At 40.4% G+C, this 18,887-nt stretch carries 16 protein-coding genes and 1 pseudogene; 16 read left to right on the top strand and 1 reads right to left on the bottom strand.

Annotated features, from left to right (window positions below; translation table 11 throughout):
* Nucleotides 1-74 precede the first annotated feature (74 nt).
* The 14 genes from B3K91_RS08860 (at nucleotide 75) to B3K91_RS08795 (ending at nucleotide 16,088) form a co-directional block, all read left to right on the top strand.
* A complete protein-coding gene (locus B3K91_RS08860) occupies nucleotides 75-797 on the top strand; it encodes a polysaccharide deacetylase family protein (RefSeq protein WP_292594693.1) in 723 nt (240 codons plus the stop codon).
* The gene (locus B3K91_RS08855; protein ID WP_292594690.1) at nucleotides 794-1,783 is read left to right on the top strand and encodes a GNAT family N-acetyltransferase; all 990 of its coding nucleotides are present in this window, start codon (nucleotides 794-796) and stop codon (nucleotides 1,781-1,783) included. The genes B3K91_RS08860 and B3K91_RS08855 overlap by 4 nt, the downstream gene beginning before the upstream one ends.
* On the top strand, nucleotides 1,770-2,963 hold the full coding sequence (locus B3K91_RS08850; protein ID WP_292594687.1) for a glycosyltransferase family 4 protein: 1,194 nt from the start codon (nucleotides 1,770-1,772) through the stop codon (nucleotides 2,961-2,963). Before B3K91_RS08855 ends, B3K91_RS08850 begins: the two co-directional genes overlap by 14 nt.
* Nucleotides 2,964-3,206: 243 nt before the next feature.
* Nucleotides 3,207-4,385, top strand: coding sequence for a glycosyltransferase family 4 protein (locus tag B3K91_RS08845; protein WP_292594684.1), 1,179 nt, complete (start codon nucleotides 3,207-3,209; stop codon nucleotides 4,383-4,385).
* Nucleotides 4,386-4,440: 55 nt separating this feature from the next.
* Nucleotides 4,441-5,505 carry a GDP-mannose 4,6-dehydratase gene (gene gmd, locus B3K91_RS08840; protein WP_292594681.1) on the top strand — a complete coding sequence of 355 codons (1,065 nt, stop codon included), beginning with the start codon at nucleotides 4,441-4,443 and terminating at the stop codon, nucleotides 5,503-5,505.
* 150 nt (nucleotides 5,506-5,655) lie between these two features.
* Entirely contained in the window at nucleotides 5,656-6,024 is a 369-nt protein-coding gene (locus B3K91_RS08835; RefSeq protein ID WP_292594679.1) for a four helix bundle protein, read from the top strand.
* Nucleotides 6,017-6,991, top strand: coding sequence for a GDP-L-fucose synthase (gene fcl, locus B3K91_RS08830; RefSeq protein ID WP_292594676.1), 975 nt, complete (start codon nucleotides 6,017-6,019; stop codon nucleotides 6,989-6,991). The genes B3K91_RS08835 and fcl overlap by 8 nt, the downstream gene beginning before the upstream one ends.
* Nucleotides 6,992-7,860: 869 nt before the next feature.
* A complete protein-coding gene (locus tag B3K91_RS08825; protein WP_292594672.1) occupies nucleotides 7,861-8,553 on the top strand; it encodes a glycosyltransferase in 693 nt (230 codons plus the stop codon).
* Nucleotide 8,554: 1 nt separating this feature from the next.
* Entirely contained in the window at nucleotides 8,555-9,796 is a 1,242-nt protein-coding gene (locus B3K91_RS08820) for a hypothetical protein (protein ID WP_292594669.1), read from the top strand.
* 188 nt (nucleotides 9,797-9,984) lie between these two features.
* A complete protein-coding gene (locus B3K91_RS08815) occupies nucleotides 9,985-10,578 on the top strand; it encodes a polysaccharide pyruvyl transferase family protein (RefSeq protein WP_292594666.1) in 594 nt (197 codons plus the stop codon).
* Nucleotides 10,579-10,924: 346 nt separating this feature from the next.
* The gene (locus B3K91_RS08810; protein WP_292594663.1) at nucleotides 10,925-12,109 is read left to right on the top strand and encodes a CDP-glycerol glycerophosphotransferase family protein; all 1,185 of its coding nucleotides are present in this window, start codon (nucleotides 10,925-10,927) and stop codon (nucleotides 12,107-12,109) included.
* Nucleotides 12,110-12,657: 548 nt separating this feature from the next.
* A complete protein-coding gene (locus B3K91_RS08805; RefSeq protein ID WP_292594724.1) occupies nucleotides 12,658-13,827 on the top strand; it encodes an SDR family NAD(P)-dependent oxidoreductase in 1,170 nt (389 codons plus the stop codon).
* A 185-nt stretch (nucleotides 13,828-14,012) separates the two neighbouring features.
* Nucleotides 14,013-14,765, top strand: a complete 753-nt coding sequence (locus B3K91_RS08800; RefSeq protein WP_292594660.1) for a Coenzyme F420 hydrogenase/dehydrogenase, beta subunit C-terminal domain — start codon at nucleotides 14,013-14,015, stop codon at nucleotides 14,763-14,765.
* A 129-nt stretch (nucleotides 14,766-14,894) separates the two neighbouring features.
* Nucleotides 14,895-16,088: a glycosyltransferase gene (locus B3K91_RS08795; RefSeq protein WP_292594657.1), complete on the top strand. Its 1,194-nt coding sequence runs from the start codon at nucleotides 14,895-14,897 to the stop codon at nucleotides 16,086-16,088.
* 65 nt (nucleotides 16,089-16,153) lie between these two features.
* On the opposite strand, the pseudogene B3K91_RS13730 reads toward B3K91_RS08795, so the two are convergent.
* A pseudogene (locus B3K91_RS13730) lies at nucleotides 16,154-16,411 on the bottom strand (transposase); the annotation flags it as partial.
* A gap of 107 nt (nucleotides 16,412-16,518) precedes the next feature.
* Here B3K91_RS13730 and istA point away from each other — a divergent pair.
* Both istA and istB read left to right on the top strand, forming a co-directional pair.
* Entirely contained in the window at nucleotides 16,519-18,030 is a 1,512-nt protein-coding gene (istA, locus tag B3K91_RS08790; protein ID WP_292594654.1) for an IS21 family transposase, read from the top strand.
* On the top strand, nucleotides 18,027-18,752 hold the full coding sequence (istB, locus tag B3K91_RS08785) for an IS21-like element helper ATPase IstB (RefSeq protein WP_292594652.1): 726 nt from the start codon (nucleotides 18,027-18,029) through the stop codon (nucleotides 18,750-18,752). The genes istA and istB overlap by 4 nt, the downstream gene beginning before the upstream one ends.
* Nucleotides 18,753-18,887 lie beyond the last annotated feature (135 nt).

Raw genomic sequence — 18,887 nt, 5'->3', positions numbered from 1 at the left:
TCGATATTGAAGACTGGTTTCAGGCAGTATTCTACAGAAATCAATATCCGTAAGATACGTGGAAAGAAAGAGAATTGCGACTCAATGAGCCGCTAGGTTTCTTGCTTGATAAATTCGACTACTTCGGAGTAAAGGCAACATTCTTTGTTCTTGGCTGGTTCGCGGAGAACCACCCGGAAGTTGTAGAGAAGATACACGAAAGAGGGCACGAAATTGCCAGCCATGGAATGACCCATGTCCCGAATAACAGAATTGATAACGCAGCGTTGGAATACGAAATTGCTCAGTCAAAGAGAGCTCTAGAATCAGTGACAGGCGAAGAAGTAATCGGTTATAGAGCGACAAGTTATTCTGTTTCTCCTTTGGTTCTTGAAAAGCTTATCCAATACGGCTACAAGTACGATTCTAGCTTTTTTCCGGTAAAAGGAAATGGTCTCTATGGTGAATTGACTTACTCGGATATCGAGCAATTTCGAAAAAAAGGTTTAGAAGAGTTCAGCATCCAGACCGGCAGATTTCTTGGAATGAATGTTCCCTTTGCTGGTGGTACTTATTTTAGGGTATTACCGCTGTGGTTAATCAAGAAGCAAGTAAGTCATTTGCAGAGTGATTCGTTGATTATGTACTTCCATCCGTATGATTTTGACGTGAGGAAGCACAATTCTCAGAACTACTCGCTCAAGCGATTACTGAAATCAAGACTTGGCAAGAAGAGAAACCCAAAGAAGTTCGTCAAGCTTTTAGAATGGTTTAGAGATAGCGGATATAAGTTTGAATCGATGAGGAATCTTGTATGAAAAACGAGATTACAATAAGAGAAGCTCATGAAAATGACATCGAGCACATTATGGGTCTTACAGAAGAAGTGTTCTCAACACAGCAATATTTCGCATCTACTCGCAGTCGCGAATCCTGGAACTGGAAATACGAGAAGAACGTTTTCGGGAAGCCGATTCATATAGTGGCGACCTCCGATGAGAGAATTGTTGGGTTCAGATCCTTCTGGCCATGGGAGTTTGTTTGCAGAGGACAGACTCTAAAGGCTTTTCAGCCTGTAGATACTGTGGTTCATCCCGATTATCAAGGGAAAGGATTGTTTGCAAGAATGAACACAATCGCAGTGAGGAAAGCAATCGAACTGAAAACTGACGTGTTATTCAATTTTTCGAATCAAAACAGTCTTCCAGGAAACCTAAAACTCGGCTGGAATTATGTAGCCAAATTACCCTGGTTTGTTAAACCCATTAAACCATTCCATCTCTTGAAAACCATTAAGAACAAAGAAAAAGCTACACCGGTAGAACTAGGCGAAAAGTACAGAATCACTCCTGAAATGTGTGACGAACTTCTAGAAAGAGAGAGTTTTGACGGACTTCTCAGAACGAAACAATCAAAAGAGTTTCTCTGGTGGCGATATGGAGAGAACCTGTTTTTCAAATACGGAGCACTACAAGTAAATGAAGGCAGGAAAAAACTCTCGGCAATCTTTGAAGTAAACCAAAAGGGAACCAGGAGAGAAATGATAATCGTAGATATCCTTGGATCAAATGAGCTCGTCAAGAAACTATTCAAAGAATTGATAGGTGTTGCAAAATCAATGAACGTGGATTTCATGACAACAATAATGACTAACGGCTATGAAATGGAAAAGCTCAGATCTCTTGGCTTTATGAAAGTCAGAAAGAAGAATCTGGTAGCTTTGCCACTTAACCTTTCTCTGGAAAACAAAGCGATTAACATAGATAATTGGCGAATTGTCGGTGGTATGCATGACTCGATATAAAGAAGAATACGATGTAGCCCTGGTAGTATTGGGTTTTGATAGAATGTTTCGCGATCTAGCAGAGGGGCTGGCTAAAAAAGGACTTCGGGTTCTTGTGGTTGCTGCAAGCAGATCTTACAAAAATCCAAAAGAAGTCTTTGTATCAGAGAGAATATCGGACAAGCTCATGATCGAGAGAGTTGAAATACCCGAATTGAACAAAAACAAGCTTTTGGAGAAGCTCCTGTTCTTCTACTTCTTCTCAAAGAGACTGAAAGGTGTTCTCAGAGAAAAGGGTATAAGATTGTTCATTGCGCCGCTTATGCCATTGCTAATACCGTATAAAACACTCCAGTTCAGCAAAATGACAAAGAAGCCCTTCTTGTTTATTCTTGAGGATCTTGTCCCAGACACTTGGATAAGGCGGGAAAGATTCTCCGAAAAGCATCCATTTGTTAGGCTAATAAAGAGACAGACAAGATCGCTATTACTGGATTCAAGAAAAGTTGTCGTTATTGGTAGAGACATGAGAGAATACATAGAAGAAACTTACAAAGTCCCTGAAGAGAACATCGTATTTATACCGAACTGGGCAAATAGCTCCGAAAAGCTTGAAACGAATGGCGAAGAGCAGAAATTCGAGGTTCTTTATGGTGGCACTATTGGAGAAGCTCAAAAACTTGACACTCTCATTGGAGCAGCCAGAGTTCTCCAGGAAAGAAAGGTCGATATAAATATCAAGATAGTTGGTGACGGGATGGAAAAGAAGAATCTTCAGGAGATTGTCAAGAGAGAAAACTTGAAAAACGTTCAGTTCTGTGAGCTTGTTCCGGAAAGAGAATTCAGAAAACTCATGATGCAGACTTCTGTGCTGGTTGTCACTCTTCGAGAAGAATCCAAAGGAATGTCCGTACCAAGCAAATTGTACACATATCTTACAGCCGGAAAACCAATTCTCGCTATCGTTCCTGAGGGATCGGAATTAGATATGGAGATCAAAGAAGATCAATTTGGTATCTCAGTATCCGGCAATTCTCCCGAGCTGATCGCAGATGCAATAATCAAGCTCAAAGAGGACAAAGAGTTCAGAGAAAGAGCGGGGATAAATGCCCTAAAGGCATTCGAAACTAAGTATAACGATGTAATAGCAGTAGATAAATACTATGAAGTGATAAAGCAACTTCTAGAAGAAAAGAAATAGGGGGCAAGTATATGTTCAAAAATAAAACTCTTTTAGTCACGGTGGTACAGCATTTCTAGAAGTTCTTCTCCTTTTGAGGCTCTTGACTCTCACGGTTCTGGAAAACGATGACCGAATGTAGTGAAGAAGTTTTTGAGTATTATTGACTAAATGAGTGATAATCATGAAAATGGGTAATGAAGTAATCGTTCCTTTGATCTGATAGGACTCGCAGCACTGGAAAGTGAGGGTAGATTCTTATACATGAAAAAGAATATTTACATAATTAATCAATCATACGGAGACAGTCGTGAGCACCTAAAGGAAGAACTTGGCCAGTCCCTGAAGAACACCTATAGAGTGACGATTGTTGCAGGAAGAAACGGCAACAAACTACTGAAAAAGCATGAGCATTCAAATGGTGTAGAGATCTATAGGATCTCAAATTCGAAAATGAAACGTACTACATTGGGAAGGCTGAAGTCATATGTGAGCTTCATTATTGGCGCATTTTGGAGAATGCTGAGAATCAGAGTGAACTCAATCGTTATTGTGACTACACAGCCGCCATTTGTTGCATACTTGGTAACTCTATTCAAACGGATGAAACGGCTGAAGATTGTGTATAATGTTCAAGATCTTTATCCAGATGTACTGGTTGCTCTTGGGAAGAAAGATCCAAAGTCCATCTCGATGAAGTTAGTCAGAAGCATTCAAATTAAGACTCTTGCGAACTCGGATAGAATAGTGGTAATCGGCAAATCTATGAAAAATCGCATAATTAACGAATACAAAGTTGGCACTGATAGAGTCTCTGTGATTGAGAATTGGGGGATGGGAAGACTAGAAGATACAGCTACTGTGAAGAGGAATGCTTCTTCAAGAATTCGCGTGTTGTACACTGGAAACCTTGGAGAGACTCACGAAATTGATACGTTGCTTGGAGCAATGAGAATTATCTTGGACACGAATACAGATGACTCTTTCTGCTTTAGATTTGTCGGATTAGGGAGTAATTTCGCTAGGTTAAAACGGATATGTGCTGAAGAAAGGTTGACATTTGCCGAATTCTCTGATCCTGTTTCAGAAGAAGATCTTGTAAATGAGTACATGAATAGCGATATATCTCTTGTAATCAGTAGCAAGGCAATCGAAGGGATATTAGTTCCTAGTAAGTTTTATACGGCAGTGCTTTTCAACCCTGTAGTTTTCATTGGCAGTATTACAGACGCACCTGCACAGCATATTATCAACGGAAGCTTCGGATATGTTCTAGATAATGGAGATTCAAAAGGTCTAGTGAACATTTTGGAGAAGTTGCGATCTGATAAAGGGCAGCTTGAGTCAATGAGGATGAAAGCAAGATCCTACTATTATGAAAACCTTCGCAGCTCAATTAGGATTGCACAATGGAAAGAGTTGATTGATGAACTTGTATCTTAAGTAAAGGACAACCACAAATCACGTTATTGCGACTTGTAGGAGTTGATTAAGTGAAATGAAGAAGGCTCTAATCACCGGTATCACCGGCCAAGATGGCTCTTATCTAGCAGAGCTGTTGCTAGATAAGGGTTATGAAGTTCATGGAATAATCAGAAGATCTAGCAGCTTCAATACGAAGAGAATAGACCATCTGTACAAGGATCCTCATGAAAGAGACGTCAATCTCTTTCTTCATTATGGAGACCTGACCGACTCAACGAATTTGATCAGGCTAATTCAGGAGATACAGCCAGACGAGATCTATAATCTCGCCGCTCAAAGTCATGTCAAGGTCTCTTTTGAGACGGCAGAATACACTGCTAATTCAGACGGATTGGGAACACTCCGATTGCTCGAAGCAATGCATTTCCTCGGACTCGAAAAGAAGACCAAGTTCTATCTGGCATCGACTAGTGAACTATATGGAAAGGTTCAGGAGATACCTCAGAAAGAAACGACTCCATTCTATCCCAGAAGCCCATATGCAGCAGCTAAACTGTACGCCTATTGGATAACAGTCAACTACAGAGAAGCGTATGGAATCTTTGGGAGCAATGGCATTCTCTTTAATCATGAATCTCCCAGAAGGGGAGAGACATTTGTCACCAGAAAGATTACTAGGGCAGCTTCAAGAATATCTCTCGGCCTTCAAGAAAGACTCTACCTTGGAAACATGGACACCAAGAGAGACTGGGGATATGCCCCGGATTATGTAAAGGCAATGTGGCTGATGCTCCAGCAGGATGAACCAGGAGACTTTGTTATAGCCACTGGAGAAACCCATACTGTAAGAGAATTCGTTGAACTGTCTTTCAAGGAAGCGGGAATAGATATTCAGTGGAGAGGAAAAGGCGTTGAAGAAAAAGGAATCGACTCAAAAACAGGAAAGATAGTCGTTGAAATAGATCCGGATTACTTCAGACCGACAGAAGTAGAACTTCTACTCGGAGACCCGACAAAGGCAAGAGAAAAACTTGGCTGGCAACCCGAAGTCAAATTCCAGGAACTGGTAAGAATAATGATGAAAGCCGACCTCGAAACCGCAAAGTATGAGAAGTATAAGAGGGAGTATAAGGGATAGTGGAGAGTTGAGCGTTGAGGGTGGAGAGTAGAAAGTAGTGAGTAGAAAGTTGTGAATTGAGAGTGGGATGTGAAGCGTGGAGAATGAAAAGTTCGTAATAGTGAACTCAATGTTAATGCTATTTGAGAACGACGATACGGAGGTTTGGACGTGTTCTACAAGGATCTGGATGTGTACAAGAAAAGCATGGATTTCGTAGTTGATATATACAGAATAACCGAGGTCTTCCCTGATAGCGAAAAGTTCGGTTTGGTCTCGCAACTAAGGAGAGCCTCAGTCTCTTTACCATCTAATCTAGCTGAAGGCAGTGGAAGGAATGGGAGGAAAGAACTGCTAAACTTCCTCCATATAGCTAGAGGATCATTATTCGAAATCGGGACTCAGCTTGAGATTAGTCACAGGCTTGGATTTGTGAGTCAAGATGACTATGATAAACTCGAAGAAAGGCGTGCAACGATTCAGAGAATGATGAGTGCACTCATTTCATCTCTGAGAAAGAAGGGAGAGAACAATGACTGAAGAACAGAACGGAGCTTCTACCTCCACGCACTACACTCAACTCACAACCGATTCCAAGATCTACGTCGCCGGTCATACAGGACTTGTAGGCTCTGCAATAATGAGAAAGCTCAAATCTGACGGATACACAAACATCGTTACAAGGACCTACGAAGAGCTTGATCTGACAGATCAGAAGGCAACAAGAGAATTCTTTGATAAGGAGAGGCCCGAGTATGTCTTTCTCGCGGCTGCTAAGGTTGGAGGAATACGGGCAAACAGCGAATATCCTGCCGATTTCATATACATAAACCTGATGATCGAATGTAACGTGATAAAGGCTTCTCATGAATTCGGAGTTAAAAAGCTTCTCTTCCTCGGAAGCTCTTGTATATATCCGAAGATGGCACCTCAACCGATCAAAGAAGAGTATCTTCTTTCCGGATATCTTGAAGAGACAAACGAACCGTATGCGCTTGCAAAGATATCTGGACTGAAGATGTGTCAGTACTTCAACAAACAGTATCGCACAAATTTCATAAGCGTTATGCCAACAAATCTATATGGTCCAAACGACAATTTCGATCTAAATACAAGTCATGTGTTACCCGCTCTGATTCGAAAGTTCCACGAAGCAAAGATAAACAATGCTCCTTATGTTGAAATCTGGGGAACGGGGACTCCTCGAAGAGAATTCTTATATGTCGATGATCTGGCTGACGCCTGTCTATTCCTAATGAAGAACTACTCGGGGAATGACTTCTTCAATATCGGAACAGGAGAAGACGTAACAATAAGAGAACTTGCAGAGCTTATAGGCGAAGTAGTAGGCTACAATGGAGAGCTCGGGTTCGATACCTCCAAACCCGACGGAACACCGAGGAAACTACTGGATGTTTCGAGAATACATAAGGCCGGATGGAAACACAAGATCGAACTCAAGAAGGGACTTGAGATGACTTATGAGTGGTTTGTTCAAAGGAAATAATCTACTCTGGTTTGCCTGTGATAATCTGCAAAAAAGTCACAAGGACCCGAAGTGCTCGACTAAGGCTCGATCGTTATTGGCGGGATAAAAACCAGAGGAGTAGTAAACGCGATTAGGATTGCAAGAGAAAGCTTTGAAAACGAAGAAAGACCTCCATTATCACCGGACTATCTGGAGAGAAATGTGTCACTTAAGGTCGTGAAGGTAATTGAGAGTTATGTGAAGACAATAAACAAGGTGGCGAGGCGCAAATGGGATTACTCCAGTTAGGTAGATGCTTGCTGGGAAAGGAATAATTGAAGTGAAGAGAATCCTTTCTTTCAGCTCAACAACAAGAGGACAGGTCGAATAATGTGTCAGATAAGTGAGATTGTGAGCAACAGATTCTTATATTGCCAACATATTCTTTAGATTGAGGTATATTTATGAGCATAGTCGCTCTTTGTTCGCATGTGCCTGATCCACGAATGAATAAGCGAATTCGTTCCTTGTCTAAGATATCTTCTGATATTTCAGTGGTATATTGGGAACGTACGCACGGACAAGGTTTTAAGATTGAAGAGTTTGAAAGGGTTGATTGTAAGAAGCTCGCGGCAACTAATGAAAGGGGGTTAGTAAAACGGTTGCTAGAGTCGAAGAAGCTTCAACAAAGGAGCTTCGAGATTCTGAAGGAGCGTAGTCCCGAATTGATATATGTTTCTGGTATAGAGTGTATGCCAGCAGCTCTTAAGTTGAAGAGAGCTTGTGGTTCTCATGTAATTTTTGAAATCGCAGATCTTCCCGCGAATTCTTACATCGAAAGGTTTGGCTTCTTTTCAAAGCCTCTTGAGGCTTTAGTAAATGGGGAAGTATCTGTCGCCGACTCCTTGGTGGTAACTTCACCGTATTATTACAGTGATTATTACAAGCAGAAAACCCGATTCAATGAAGAAGATATATTCCTATTTGAAAACGTACCAGAGCGGTCTGTTTTCTCTGGATTCAAGAGAAAGCCCCATGATGTTTTCAGAGTTGCTTTTATTGGTGGCGTAAGGTACTTTAATTCTATAAGAACTTTGTTTGAAGCTGCAAAAGAAATAGACGGATTGGAGGTCTTGGTGGCCGGAAAAGGCCCCGATTCTGAAAGAGTTCTGGAACTATCAAAAAAACACTCAAATGTGAAAATCAAGGGCGAGTACAATTACAAGAAGGAGATCGCAAGCCTCTATTCTGATGTTGATCTCGTGTATGCTGTTTACGATACCAAGGGAATTAATGAGAGGCTGGCTTTGCCTAACAAACTTTACGAATCAATAGTATGTGGAATTCCAATTGTTGTTTCGAAAGGAACTTGTCTGGAGAAGTACGTGAAAGAACTCGGAGTGGGCTTTTCTGTATCAGATGGCAACGTGGACGAATTAAGAGCACTATTTCTCGAAATTATGGAAAAGAACTATAAACGGTTTCAGGAAATTTCAGAAAAGGAGTCCGAGATCAGAGAAAGCTTTTTCTATGAGAATGTAGAACAGAAGTTCATAGAATGGATATCAGCGAAAGTAACGTCGAAAACTCGAGGTGATTGAGTTGGAGATAGTTGTCAAGAATAGCACAGATTTACAACCTGAGGGTGCGATAGACGGCTTTAGTGGTAGATCTGTCGGTATTTTGTACTATCTTAATCTTGCTTTTGTTGTATTGCTTATGCTAGCGTTCATTCTCTATTATGTATATTACTATTTTGGCATCAATTTATCGCTGATACTCTTCTTCCTTTCAATGCTCGGTATGGTAACAGTTAACGCTCATTTTGTCTCAGTCAGAAGATTCCCATTGCTAATAACTGCTCTGCTCTTTTTGGCGCACTCAACATTCTTGCTTATGATTTGGATTAATAATCCAAGTAACGAACCTATAGAACTGTTGAAAAGCTACATATTCTATTTCACAGCTATTATTACTCTCGTTGTTGTCTACTATTCACCTTTGATATTCTCCTTAAGATCTGCAGTTGCTAAAGCATATGATGTCATCCTTTTGGTTAGCTCTATCATTTTGATAGTACAGATGATTGCGTTCCTTACCAGAGGAATTGTTATTGCCCTACCGTGGCAATCACTAAGTCCGTTATTCTTCCGACCTTCTGGCCTTTTTGGAGAACCAGCACATTTTGGACAGTTTTCAGCAGGTCTAATCATGCTTTCACGACATAGATTCGAGACACTGATTCAGAACAAATGGAGATTTGCAGTTGTTCTGATTGCTATTTTGATGTCCTTCTCCGCTTTTGGATACGTAGTCATATTCTTCATTTCGCTAAGATATATACTCACTTTGAAAACAATGGCAAGTGCGATTTTCACAGCCTTTTCGATAATATTGATTGCTCTCGTCTTTGTGTTTGCTGCAGGTAACCTTCCTCAGTTTCAGAGGGTTAACGCTTCATTTGCTGGAGGAGGCTCGTCGCTGGACAGAATCAACAAGGGAGCTGTCCTTTTTTCATCACTGCCCCTCTCTGAGAAGTTCATAGGAGTTGGTTTGGGTATGGGCGAGAGAAGCCTTTCCTACTACAGTGGGACACATTATAGTTACTTTTCTTCTTCAGAATCTTATATGAATGCCTTCTTCTCAGAACTAGTGAACCTAGGTTTAGTGGGAGCAATTCTTCTAAACTTTTTTTATGTATTGCTTTTCATACGAAGCGATGATTCTCTCATGAAGTATGTAGCCTTCATGACAATGCGATTTGGTGGGGCTGTTACGCTTACATCAGTTGCGTGCATGCTTTGGTTGATATTGCTTATTGTTGAGTCTGGAGGCGATCTGTAAATGGGTTTCTGCAGAACAAGTGGAAATAATGAGTGACAGATAAATGTTGCTTTACTTAATGAAAGAAAGAATCCCGTTCGATTTTTCGGTAGAGATACAAGCTACTGATAGTGCGAATTGTCAAGTATATAGTGAACAAGGAGTTAAGAGAGACGAGAGCAGCAATCCATGTTGACGAGGTGACAGTGTTGAGTGAAGAAAACAATGAAAAACTGATTACAAACCCAAACAGTATTGGAAATGCTAGAAAAGTTGGAATCATCACCGTGTACTCCGGCTACAATTATGGCTCAGCCCTTCAAGTTTTTGCATTGTCAAGATTTGTGACGTCATTAGGTTACAAAGGAGTTGTGATCGACTACCTTGACATGTCACAGTCTCATAATCGTTTATTAAGACTCCTTACGCTTAAGAACAGACTGTTCACGTGCATAAAACGCCCTGTTCTTTTCAGTACTGTAATCAATGCAAGAAAGAAGCGAACCAGAGTTTCCGATTTGGTGCCGACATTTCTCAAAGAGAAATTCGTAGAATTCCGGGAAAAGTACCTTTGTCTTTACAGAGAAGATTACAGAACGAAAGCTTCGCCCTTTCTAGCATTTATATGCGGAAGTGATCAGATTTGGCACAGCAATTCTCCTGGTTTAGGTGAAGTTAATTTCCTGCGGTTTGCCGATAAACAAAAACGAATTGCTTACGCACCTAGCTTCGGAAGGGATACTGTGCCTGACTATAACAGAAAGCGCTTAGCAAAATGCCTCAGGGGATTATTTCGTCTGTAAGATAACATTTTTACATTGACATTATAGTGGAGTTATACACATAAACTTGAGGACAACTTCAGTTAGTTATAATGTTCGTAATAGCGATAAGTAATAATCACACATTACTGACATATTGTTCGGTTGATATTATGGAGTGGAGAAGGCGCTGCGCATTGCATTGTGTCAATTGACGAAAAACATCAAAAGCATGAATGTTTATATGAGGACTTTAAACAGTAATTTCAATTTGTTGAATTGAGAATCAGTAAGGTCACCTTATTGGTAATTATTCAGCTAGCTTTCACCAAGATTCTTGATACTTGTTCAGGTTTTTTTCGTATACGATGAGGAGATGTGGTTGACTATGAAAGCTTTGAAGAAACTAGTTAGATTGGCTAATTCTCTTATTCCAAAAACTGATAACCTTCTTCTTTTCATAAGCAATCCCGATTACAGTGACAATCCTAAAGCACTGTATAAGTACATGAAAGAGAACCATCCCGAGCTCGATCTGAGATGGATTGTCAAGACTAAAGAAATGGCAGACTATCTTCATCAAATCGGTGTGACTGCCACATTTGAAAAATCTCATGAAGCATTGTTATGGTTACTCAAAGCACGAACAATAGTTACTAGTCATTTTTCGAGAGCAAACGTCAAATCTTCCAGACAAATCTATGTCAATCTTTGGCATGGAGTTGCCCTAAAAGCAATTGGTTACATGGACAAAGATACAGCAAGAATACGAAGATCTTCTTTGAACGATGAAAACTCAATCACAATTTCGACATCTAAGACTGTCAGTACCGTTTTTGCTGCGTGTTTTCATATAAATGTAAATCAGCTGTTCATAACAGGGCAACCAAGAAATGATGACCTGTTTAACCCTGTGTCAGACGTCGAGCTGTCTTCTCTAATAGAGTGTGATGCTAGTAAGTATTCAAAGATTGTTTTTTATATGCCAACATTTAGGCAAGGATATCTTGAGAGAACAGAAGGTAAAACGCTGGAAAAAGAAAATATCTTCAGATTTGAAAAATTCAACCTAAAAGCTTTTCAGGACTATCTAGCTCGAGAAAATATCCTATTCATTTGTAAGCTTCATCCGTTTGAAGAGACACTCTTTAAGAGTAAGTTTAACAATCTAAATAGGTCGATAGTTTTCCTTTCCACAGCGGATCTGATACAGTGCAATATAAATCTTTATCAAATATTGGGTAGAGCAGATCTTCTAATCACTGATTATTCATCGGTCTATTTCGACTATCTTATTCTGAATAAGCCAATAGTATTTACACCAACTGATCTTGAAGAATATGGAAAGAAGAGGGGTTTCGCGCTGGAACCTTATTCTTTCTGGACTCCTGGACCAAAAGCAATATGCCAAGAGAAACTGGAGGTTGAACTCACAAGGTGCTTGAGTAATTCAGCCTACTATCAAAACGAAAGAGAGACAGTTAACAGCATTATTAACTACTACAAAGACGCTCGTTCAAGTGAGCGGGTCGCTAATGAAATTTTAAAAAAATTGAGTAGAAGAGAATCATAATTGAGATACAATACTGTAATGCATGCTTTGGCGTTGAGAGTACAGAATTATGCCGGGATTCATGTTTTCCACAGTGTTTCCTTAATTGGTTTTCATACCTCAGAACGAAGTCATCGAATAAAAGAAGCTATGCACTGAAACGCATAATGAACTGCCGGTGGCTACAATCAGATTTTAGAATCAACTGCCTGTTTCATATAAGTCAGGGAAGAGTGACAGAATCAATGTTAGCTGTATGAGTGACTCTAAGTGTAGGAATCATAAGCTTTGCTCCAAACAGAAAACATGATTTGAGATTTCGCACACTACCTAAACGCGGATTTTTCAGAATTTAAGAAAGAACTTCACCCATTAGTGTGTTTGAGTATTAACCATGGATAATATGAAAACATCAGGCAAGATGAACGATCTGCTAATTTTCTTTGTTTGTTAGCTTGTTGTTCTCAGCATCATTAGATCAGGAGCAAGAATACTAAAACAGCAGATTCATCAGTCTGGCGTTTTTCGTAGGAGAAAGATCGCAGTAAATGGAGGTGTCAATATTGAAGATGGAAAGAGCGTTGGTGGTTGGAGGAAGTAATGGCCTTGGATTGTCTATTGCATTGAGCTTAAAGAAGAAAGGGTACAAACAGATCATTGTACTTGATCAACAGGAGCCAGACGTATTGATAAAGCGCGAAGTCGAGTTTGTCAGGTTCAATCTTCTTTTTGATGACTATTCCGTATTCGAGACATTTGATGCTATTGATACTCTGATCATCACAGCTGGAATAGGTAGAATAGCTTCCTTCGAAAACATTGAGGATGTCGAGATCCAAAACTGCATCAAGATAAATTCATTGGCACCAATGAGGATCATCTCAAAATTCTACGATAAACTTATACAGAACAATCCGTTCTTCAGTGCAGTAGTAGGGAGTATTGCGGGTCTGGTATCTTCCCCGCTATTCTCCGTCTATGGTGCGTCGAAAGCTGCTGTCTGCAAATTCACCGAGAGTATCAATATTGAGCTTGAGAAGAAGGGAACCCCAAACAGAATTCTTAACGTTATTCCAGGCTTCATAGAGGGGACACGCTTCTATGGTCAAAGTGAAACAAATCTAGGGTGTGTTGAGCAGCTAGCAGATGAAATTACAGATAAGATGTTCGCAAGAGAAACCGTGTTTATTCCCAAGTACTCGATGTACAAATCTGTACTGGAACGTTATCATAGCGACCCTCATAGGTTCGGTCTTGAAAGCTATAAATACAAGGAAGAAAGTGGAAGGCTAAGTTCAAAACCAAGAATAAAAGTGGGATACCTTAGTGGAACGTTCGATTTGTTTCACATTGGTCATTTGAACCTAATACGGAGAGCCAAGGAATACTGTGACTATCTTGTCGTTGGTGTACACAAGGATGCCTCTCACAAAAACAAGACAGTTTTTATTCCCTACGAAGAACGTGTTGAGATAGTTAAGAGTGTTCGTTACGTTGACAAAGTCATTGAATCGTTACCCGAAGACAGCGACGTCTATGCTGCTATTAAATACGATTACCTTTTTGTTGGAAGCGATTATAAGGGTTCAGATAGATTCAGAAAGTATGAAGACTATTTCAAGGATAAAAATGTCAAAATAGTATACTTCCCTTATACTCGTGAGACAAGCAGCACACATCTTAGAATTACCATTGATAACTTTGGTAGACAGTTTAATGGTGATGCATTTGATAGGTGATAGCATCCTGAATTTCGAAGCTTTTTGAAGCTTTTGCCAACAACGAATTGTCTAGTGATTTTAACAATGACCGCAATTTTCTAGAATAAGAAGTTAAAGAAAATATCTGTGGTTCAAACGCTATCACCAATAAGACTTTCAGTATTGCGTAGTGGTTGCTGCTGAAGCCAATATAAGCAAGGAATTTGCTTAACAATGGAAAACACGTCCTATACTCTGGTACTCCGTGCCAAATAGCTGGATTGAACTCCTTTCTTGGAAAAGACTATGATCATCTTCTGACAATTGATCTGGTATGCCATGGTGTTCCTAGCAATCTCTTTTTTCATAAGTATTTGGAGTGGATCGAAAAAGAACTGAACTGCACTATCACAAAATATCGTTTCCGGGACAAACGAAGAATGGGTTGGGGAAGTTATGGTTCAATGCAGTATAAGAAATCTGTAGAGGCGAAGACCTTCACAAAGTGGCTCACTCCGAACAATGACTACTATTTCCATTACTTCTATTTATGCGGGGACAACTACAGAGAAAGCTGCTATTGCTGCAAGTACGCTAAATCTACTCGCGAAGGGGATTTTACATTAGGAGATTACTGGGGCATTCAGAAGTATCACCCAGAAATGAACACAAAAGATGGTGTGGGGCTTGTCTTAGTAAACACTGAGAAGGCGAAGAGAGTATTCTCAGAAATATCAGTCTTCTTGGAGACTGTTCAGTCCACACTTGACTATGCTACAGATCATAATAGAAATCTTGTCGCACCATCAACGAGACCTGCACGACGTGATAGAGTGTATAATGAAATCTTGGATGAAGGATTTGAAAAGGCGGCAAAGCAGAACATTAGACTCAGAAGGTTCTTGCCTTGGATCAAAAGAAAGACACCTAGTCAAGTTAAAAAGATACTCAAATCCGTATTATTTCGAAAACTCTAGACTAGCTCGTTGAAAAACAAGTTTTAATATGCATATTAGATATTACTAATATTCAGTAGTCAAGAGTTCTCAGAAAATACTTTGTGTTTCAAGTCAAATGACTATAAATGTGAAAGGTGTAGAGTGCTGATGAAGACTTTTGTCATCTACAGATTAGGGGTATCAGGTGGTACAGGGACACTTTCTGTCCGGATAGCTAAATGGCTTGCAGAAAATGGATTTGAGGTTATCTATATATATCACTTATTGAACGACATAAGCAATGCCAGTAGTATGAAAGCAAATGGCGTGAAAATCCATTGCTGGGATCCTTCAGAAATGATCGGTAAATTGCTTGCTTTATATGGGGAAAAAAGAAGCTATATGTTTTTAACTTATTCACTGCAGGAATTCTCTTGGATTGAGAAACAAAGATCTAGGATTCCTGATTCATCTAGCATACTTTATATTGTCCACTCTTTTGGCTTAATAAGAGGAAGGAGCAAACCGAGAGTACTCGGTAATCTTTTTAGAGAAGCCTTCAAGAGTGTGATAAAGAAACTTGATGGAAATGAGAACCTTATTTTCATGGATGAAAAGTCTATAGAGACTACTGAAAACTACTACAAGATCAAGATTTACAATAGCGAGCAAAAACTTCTCAGGTTACCGATGTACGTAAACAACTTTTGTCCTGAGAAGATCAACAAGAAGTACAACTTGGATTGCTTTAGAATACTCACAATATGCAGAGCTGAATTCCCTTTTAAGGGATATGTAATGGGGTTAGTGAGGGATTTCGAGAAGCTCTGTTTGAAACATAAAAACCTTAGGCTTACAATTATATCGTTCGGAGAAAATGAGAAAGAACTTCGTGAATATATTCAGTCTTTAGAAGATAGAATCAAAGAGAAAATTGAGTTGGTAGGTCAGACACCATACGAGAAATTAGAAGGGTTCTTTGAGAAATCACATCTCTACATAGGCATGGGAACAACACTGTTAGATGCTGCTAATAATGGACTCCCGGCGATAACTGTGAAATCATACACATATGAAAACTTTTCTTCAGGTTTCCTACATCAAAATCCGCACATGTTATCAGCAGACTCAAATGAAAAAACACCCACAACAACATATATTGAGCAGGTCATAGAAATGAATAAGAAGCAATACTCTGAACTGTGCGAAAGAAGTAATGCTGCATTACAGTCAATGTACGGAATAGATTCTTTTATGGATAGATTCTTGACGATAGAACCTATAAAAAAGGAAACCTTGTTGAGCAGATGGGAATTGTTCGTCTGCAATCTTAGAAAGCCGAAGTTTCTAAGCCGAAGATGAATAAAACTGTAACACTCAATGATGACAAATCTGAAAGGATGAGATACTAACCTGATTCCCGGAAATTATAACGAGGGAGATTCCACACCCAGTTTGGCATAGATATCCTTCTGCTTTTTGGTGACTTCTCCGATCAAGCAGCCATGTTCGGGAGACTCAAACCTTTCAATAGTGTCCAGTTCGTCAAGGAGACCCTGTAAAGTCCAGTTCTCGAAGAGAGCTGTGTCCTGCATCTTCTTCTTTATGTAGGAAAGATAAATCAAAGCGACATGTTTGCTGCAGAATATAAGTACTGGTAATTGCAGTGAGAGATTCCCTGCAATTGCAGGGAAAATTCCCTGTTAATGCAATAGCCATTGCAACTTCCCCCGGAATTACCTACCCTTGTAGTTACGACACTATGAGGGGGAGGAAAAGGAGGATGGTTGCAATGGCTAAGATCAATTCTATCAGAAGCAAATATTTTAATGAAGGAAAGCGAATTGTGGAGATTGCAAGAGAAACAAAGACGGATGTGAAGACAGTGAAAAAGTACATTCTGAAGGATGATTTCAATACACAGCCACCACAGACGAAGAAAACAGTTAAGTCGAAGCTCGATCCTTTCAAAGAAGAGATTGACTGTTGGCTTGAGCAAGACAAACTTGAAAGAAGGAAACAGCGGCATACGGCTTTAAGAGTATTCAAAAGGCTTCAGGAAAAACATGGTGATTCCTTTGACTGTTCATATCGTCTTGTGGCAACATACGTGGCGCAGAAGAGGAAAGAACTTTATGGCCAGAACAAAGAGTTTTACTTCGCTTTGGAACACAAACCCGGTGAAGCACAGGTAGACTTTGGAGAAGCTGACTTTCTGGAAAACGGGGTTCGCTGTCACGGATATACTCTGAATGTCTCCTTTCCCTACAGCAACGGGGGATATCTTCAACTCTTCAAGGGAGAGAACCAACAATGCCTAATGGAAGGGCTCATGAATGTCTTCAACCACATAGGGGGTGTTCCCAATCGAATATGGTTTGACAACGCCTCATCCATGGTCAGCAAGATACTGAAGGAAGGAGAACGGATCCTTTCGGAACACTTTCTCAGATTCAAGAATCACTATGGATTCGAAGCAGTCTTTTGTAATCCTCAGAGCGGGAATGAGAAAGGCAGCGTCGAAAGTAAAGTGGGATACCATAGGAGAAACCTGCTAGTTCCTGTTCCAGAGATAAATGACTTAATGGCCTTCAACAAAGAGCTCCTCGCTCGATGTGATCATGATATGGAAAGACCGCACTATTCGAAGCCAGGCATGATAAGAGAGCGATTTGAAGAAGACAGGACAAAGCTTCTAACACTTGCACGGAGTAAGTACGATGAATCGATTCTCTTGGCTGTTCGCACAGATGCTCACGCGAAGTTCACCCTTGAGAAAGGAAGGCATACATATTCAAGCGCTCCACAATATGCAAAGACCGAGATATGGGCGAGACTGACCGCTCATGAAGTTATCGTAATGGACAGGGACTACAAAGAGATAATCACTCATCCCAGACTGTATGGACAGATGAAGAGAGAATCAATGAACTGGATACCTTATCTCACCCAATTATCCAGGAGACCCGCAGCACTCAAATACACGGGTATATACGGACTGTTTCCTTCTCCACTACAAGAGTTTCTTGAGCAGAGTGATCGTTCAAGCAAGAAAGAGACTCTCAAGATCCTTGCAGAACTGAGCGAAGATACAGGCTTTTTGAGTGCAGTAGAAGCCTTCCTTGCAGCTCTAGAGAGAGGAGCAAAAGACAGCGATAGTGTCCTTGCAATATTCCGGCGTCTCAACACGGAAAGCTTCGAGTTCAGTCCCGTTTTACTCCCGAGTGACATACCAGAACTCCCGCCTCTTAAGAACAAAGCACTTGACTATGATCTATTCCTGGGAAGGAGTGGCCAATCATGAAAGAGCAGATTGCGTACTGCTGCAAGAAGCTACGCCTTGGAAGGAAGATAGTGGATGTATTTGAAGAGGTAGAAGCGGACAACAACCAGGAATACCTTATGAAGATACTACAGATTGCTCTGGATAACCGTGAGACCTCAAGGAAGAACCGCCTGGTAAAACAGGCGGGCTTCTATGCACTGAAGACATTCGAAGACTTCTCGTTCGAAGAGATACGACTACCTCAAGATTTAAGTCCAGAAGAACTGAAGAAAGCATCTTTCGTAGACGAGAAGAAGAATTTGATTCTGTATGGAAATGTTGGTACTGGAAAGACTCACCTTGCTCAGGCAATCGGTTTAGAAGCGTGCAAACAGAACAAGGTGGTTCGTTTCTTCAGAACGGCTGCGCTGGTAAATCGCCTTTCTGAAGCACAGAAGAAGTCAGAACTAAACGCCTTCATGAAAACGCTAATGAAGGCCGACCTGATTATCTGTGATGAGTGGGGCTATGTGCCTCTTGACCGTGATGGATCAAAGTTGTTGTTTCAAGTTATCTCAGAATGCTATGAACAAAGGAGCGTGATAATCACAACGAATCTGGAGTTCAGCAAGTGGGTCCATATCTTCTACGATGAACAGATGACCGCGGCAATGATTGATCGTCTTGTTCACCACAGTCATTTGTTGTTGTTCGAAGGTCAGAGCTTTAGAATCAGGAATTCGCTAATGAAAACTCATTAACAAATTTCCCGGGTGGAAAGTTGTTTGGAATTCTTGCAAAAACAGGGAATTCGCTCTTGCAAAAAACAGCGACAAACTCGACAAACAGCTTGCCGTTAAGTGATAGTTCTGAAGAAACCTGCATTCTCCTGAAAT

The organism is Mesotoga sp. UBA5847 (assembly GCF_002432735.1).
Taxonomy (GTDB): domain Bacteria; phylum Thermotogota; class Thermotogae; order Petrotogales; family Kosmotogaceae; genus Mesotoga.
This window is presented reverse-complemented; position numbering and strand designations above follow the sequence as displayed.

Excerpts from the sequence above, each read along its gene's own strand:
- B3K91_RS08850 (WP_292594687.1), top strand. The coding sequence starts at position 1,770 with ATGACTCGATATAAAGAAGAATACGATGTAGCCCTGGTAGTATTGGGT.
- B3K91_RS08845 (WP_292594684.1), top strand. The coding sequence starts at position 3,207 with ATGAAAAAGAATATTTACATAATTAATCAATCATACGGAGACAGTCGT.
- fcl (WP_292594676.1), top strand. The coding sequence starts at position 6,017 with ATGACTGAAGAACAGAACGGAGCTTCTACCTCCACGCACTACACTCAA.
- B3K91_RS08810 (WP_292594663.1), top strand. The coding sequence starts at position 10,925 with ATGAAAGCTTTGAAGAAACTAGTTAGATTGGCTAATTCTCTTATTCCA.
- B3K91_RS08855 (WP_292594690.1), top strand. The coding sequence starts at position 794 with ATGAAAAACGAGATTACAATAAGAGAAGCTCATGAAAATGACATCGAG.
- istB (WP_292594652.1), top strand. The coding sequence starts at position 18,027 with ATGAAAGAGCAGATTGCGTACTGCTGCAAGAAGCTACGCCTTGGAAGG.
- B3K91_RS08795 (WP_292594657.1), top strand. The coding sequence starts at position 14,895 with ATGAAGACTTTTGTCATCTACAGATTAGGGGTATCAGGTGGTACAGGG.
- B3K91_RS08805 (WP_292594724.1), top strand. The coding sequence starts at position 12,658 with ATGGAAAGAGCGTTGGTGGTTGGAGGAAGTAATGGCCTTGGATTGTCT.
- istA (WP_292594654.1), top strand. The coding sequence starts at position 16,519 with ATGGCTAAGATCAATTCTATCAGAAGCAAATATTTTAATGAAGGAAAG.
- gmd (WP_292594681.1), top strand. The coding sequence starts at position 4,441 with ATGAAGAAGGCTCTAATCACCGGTATCACCGGCCAAGATGGCTCTTAT.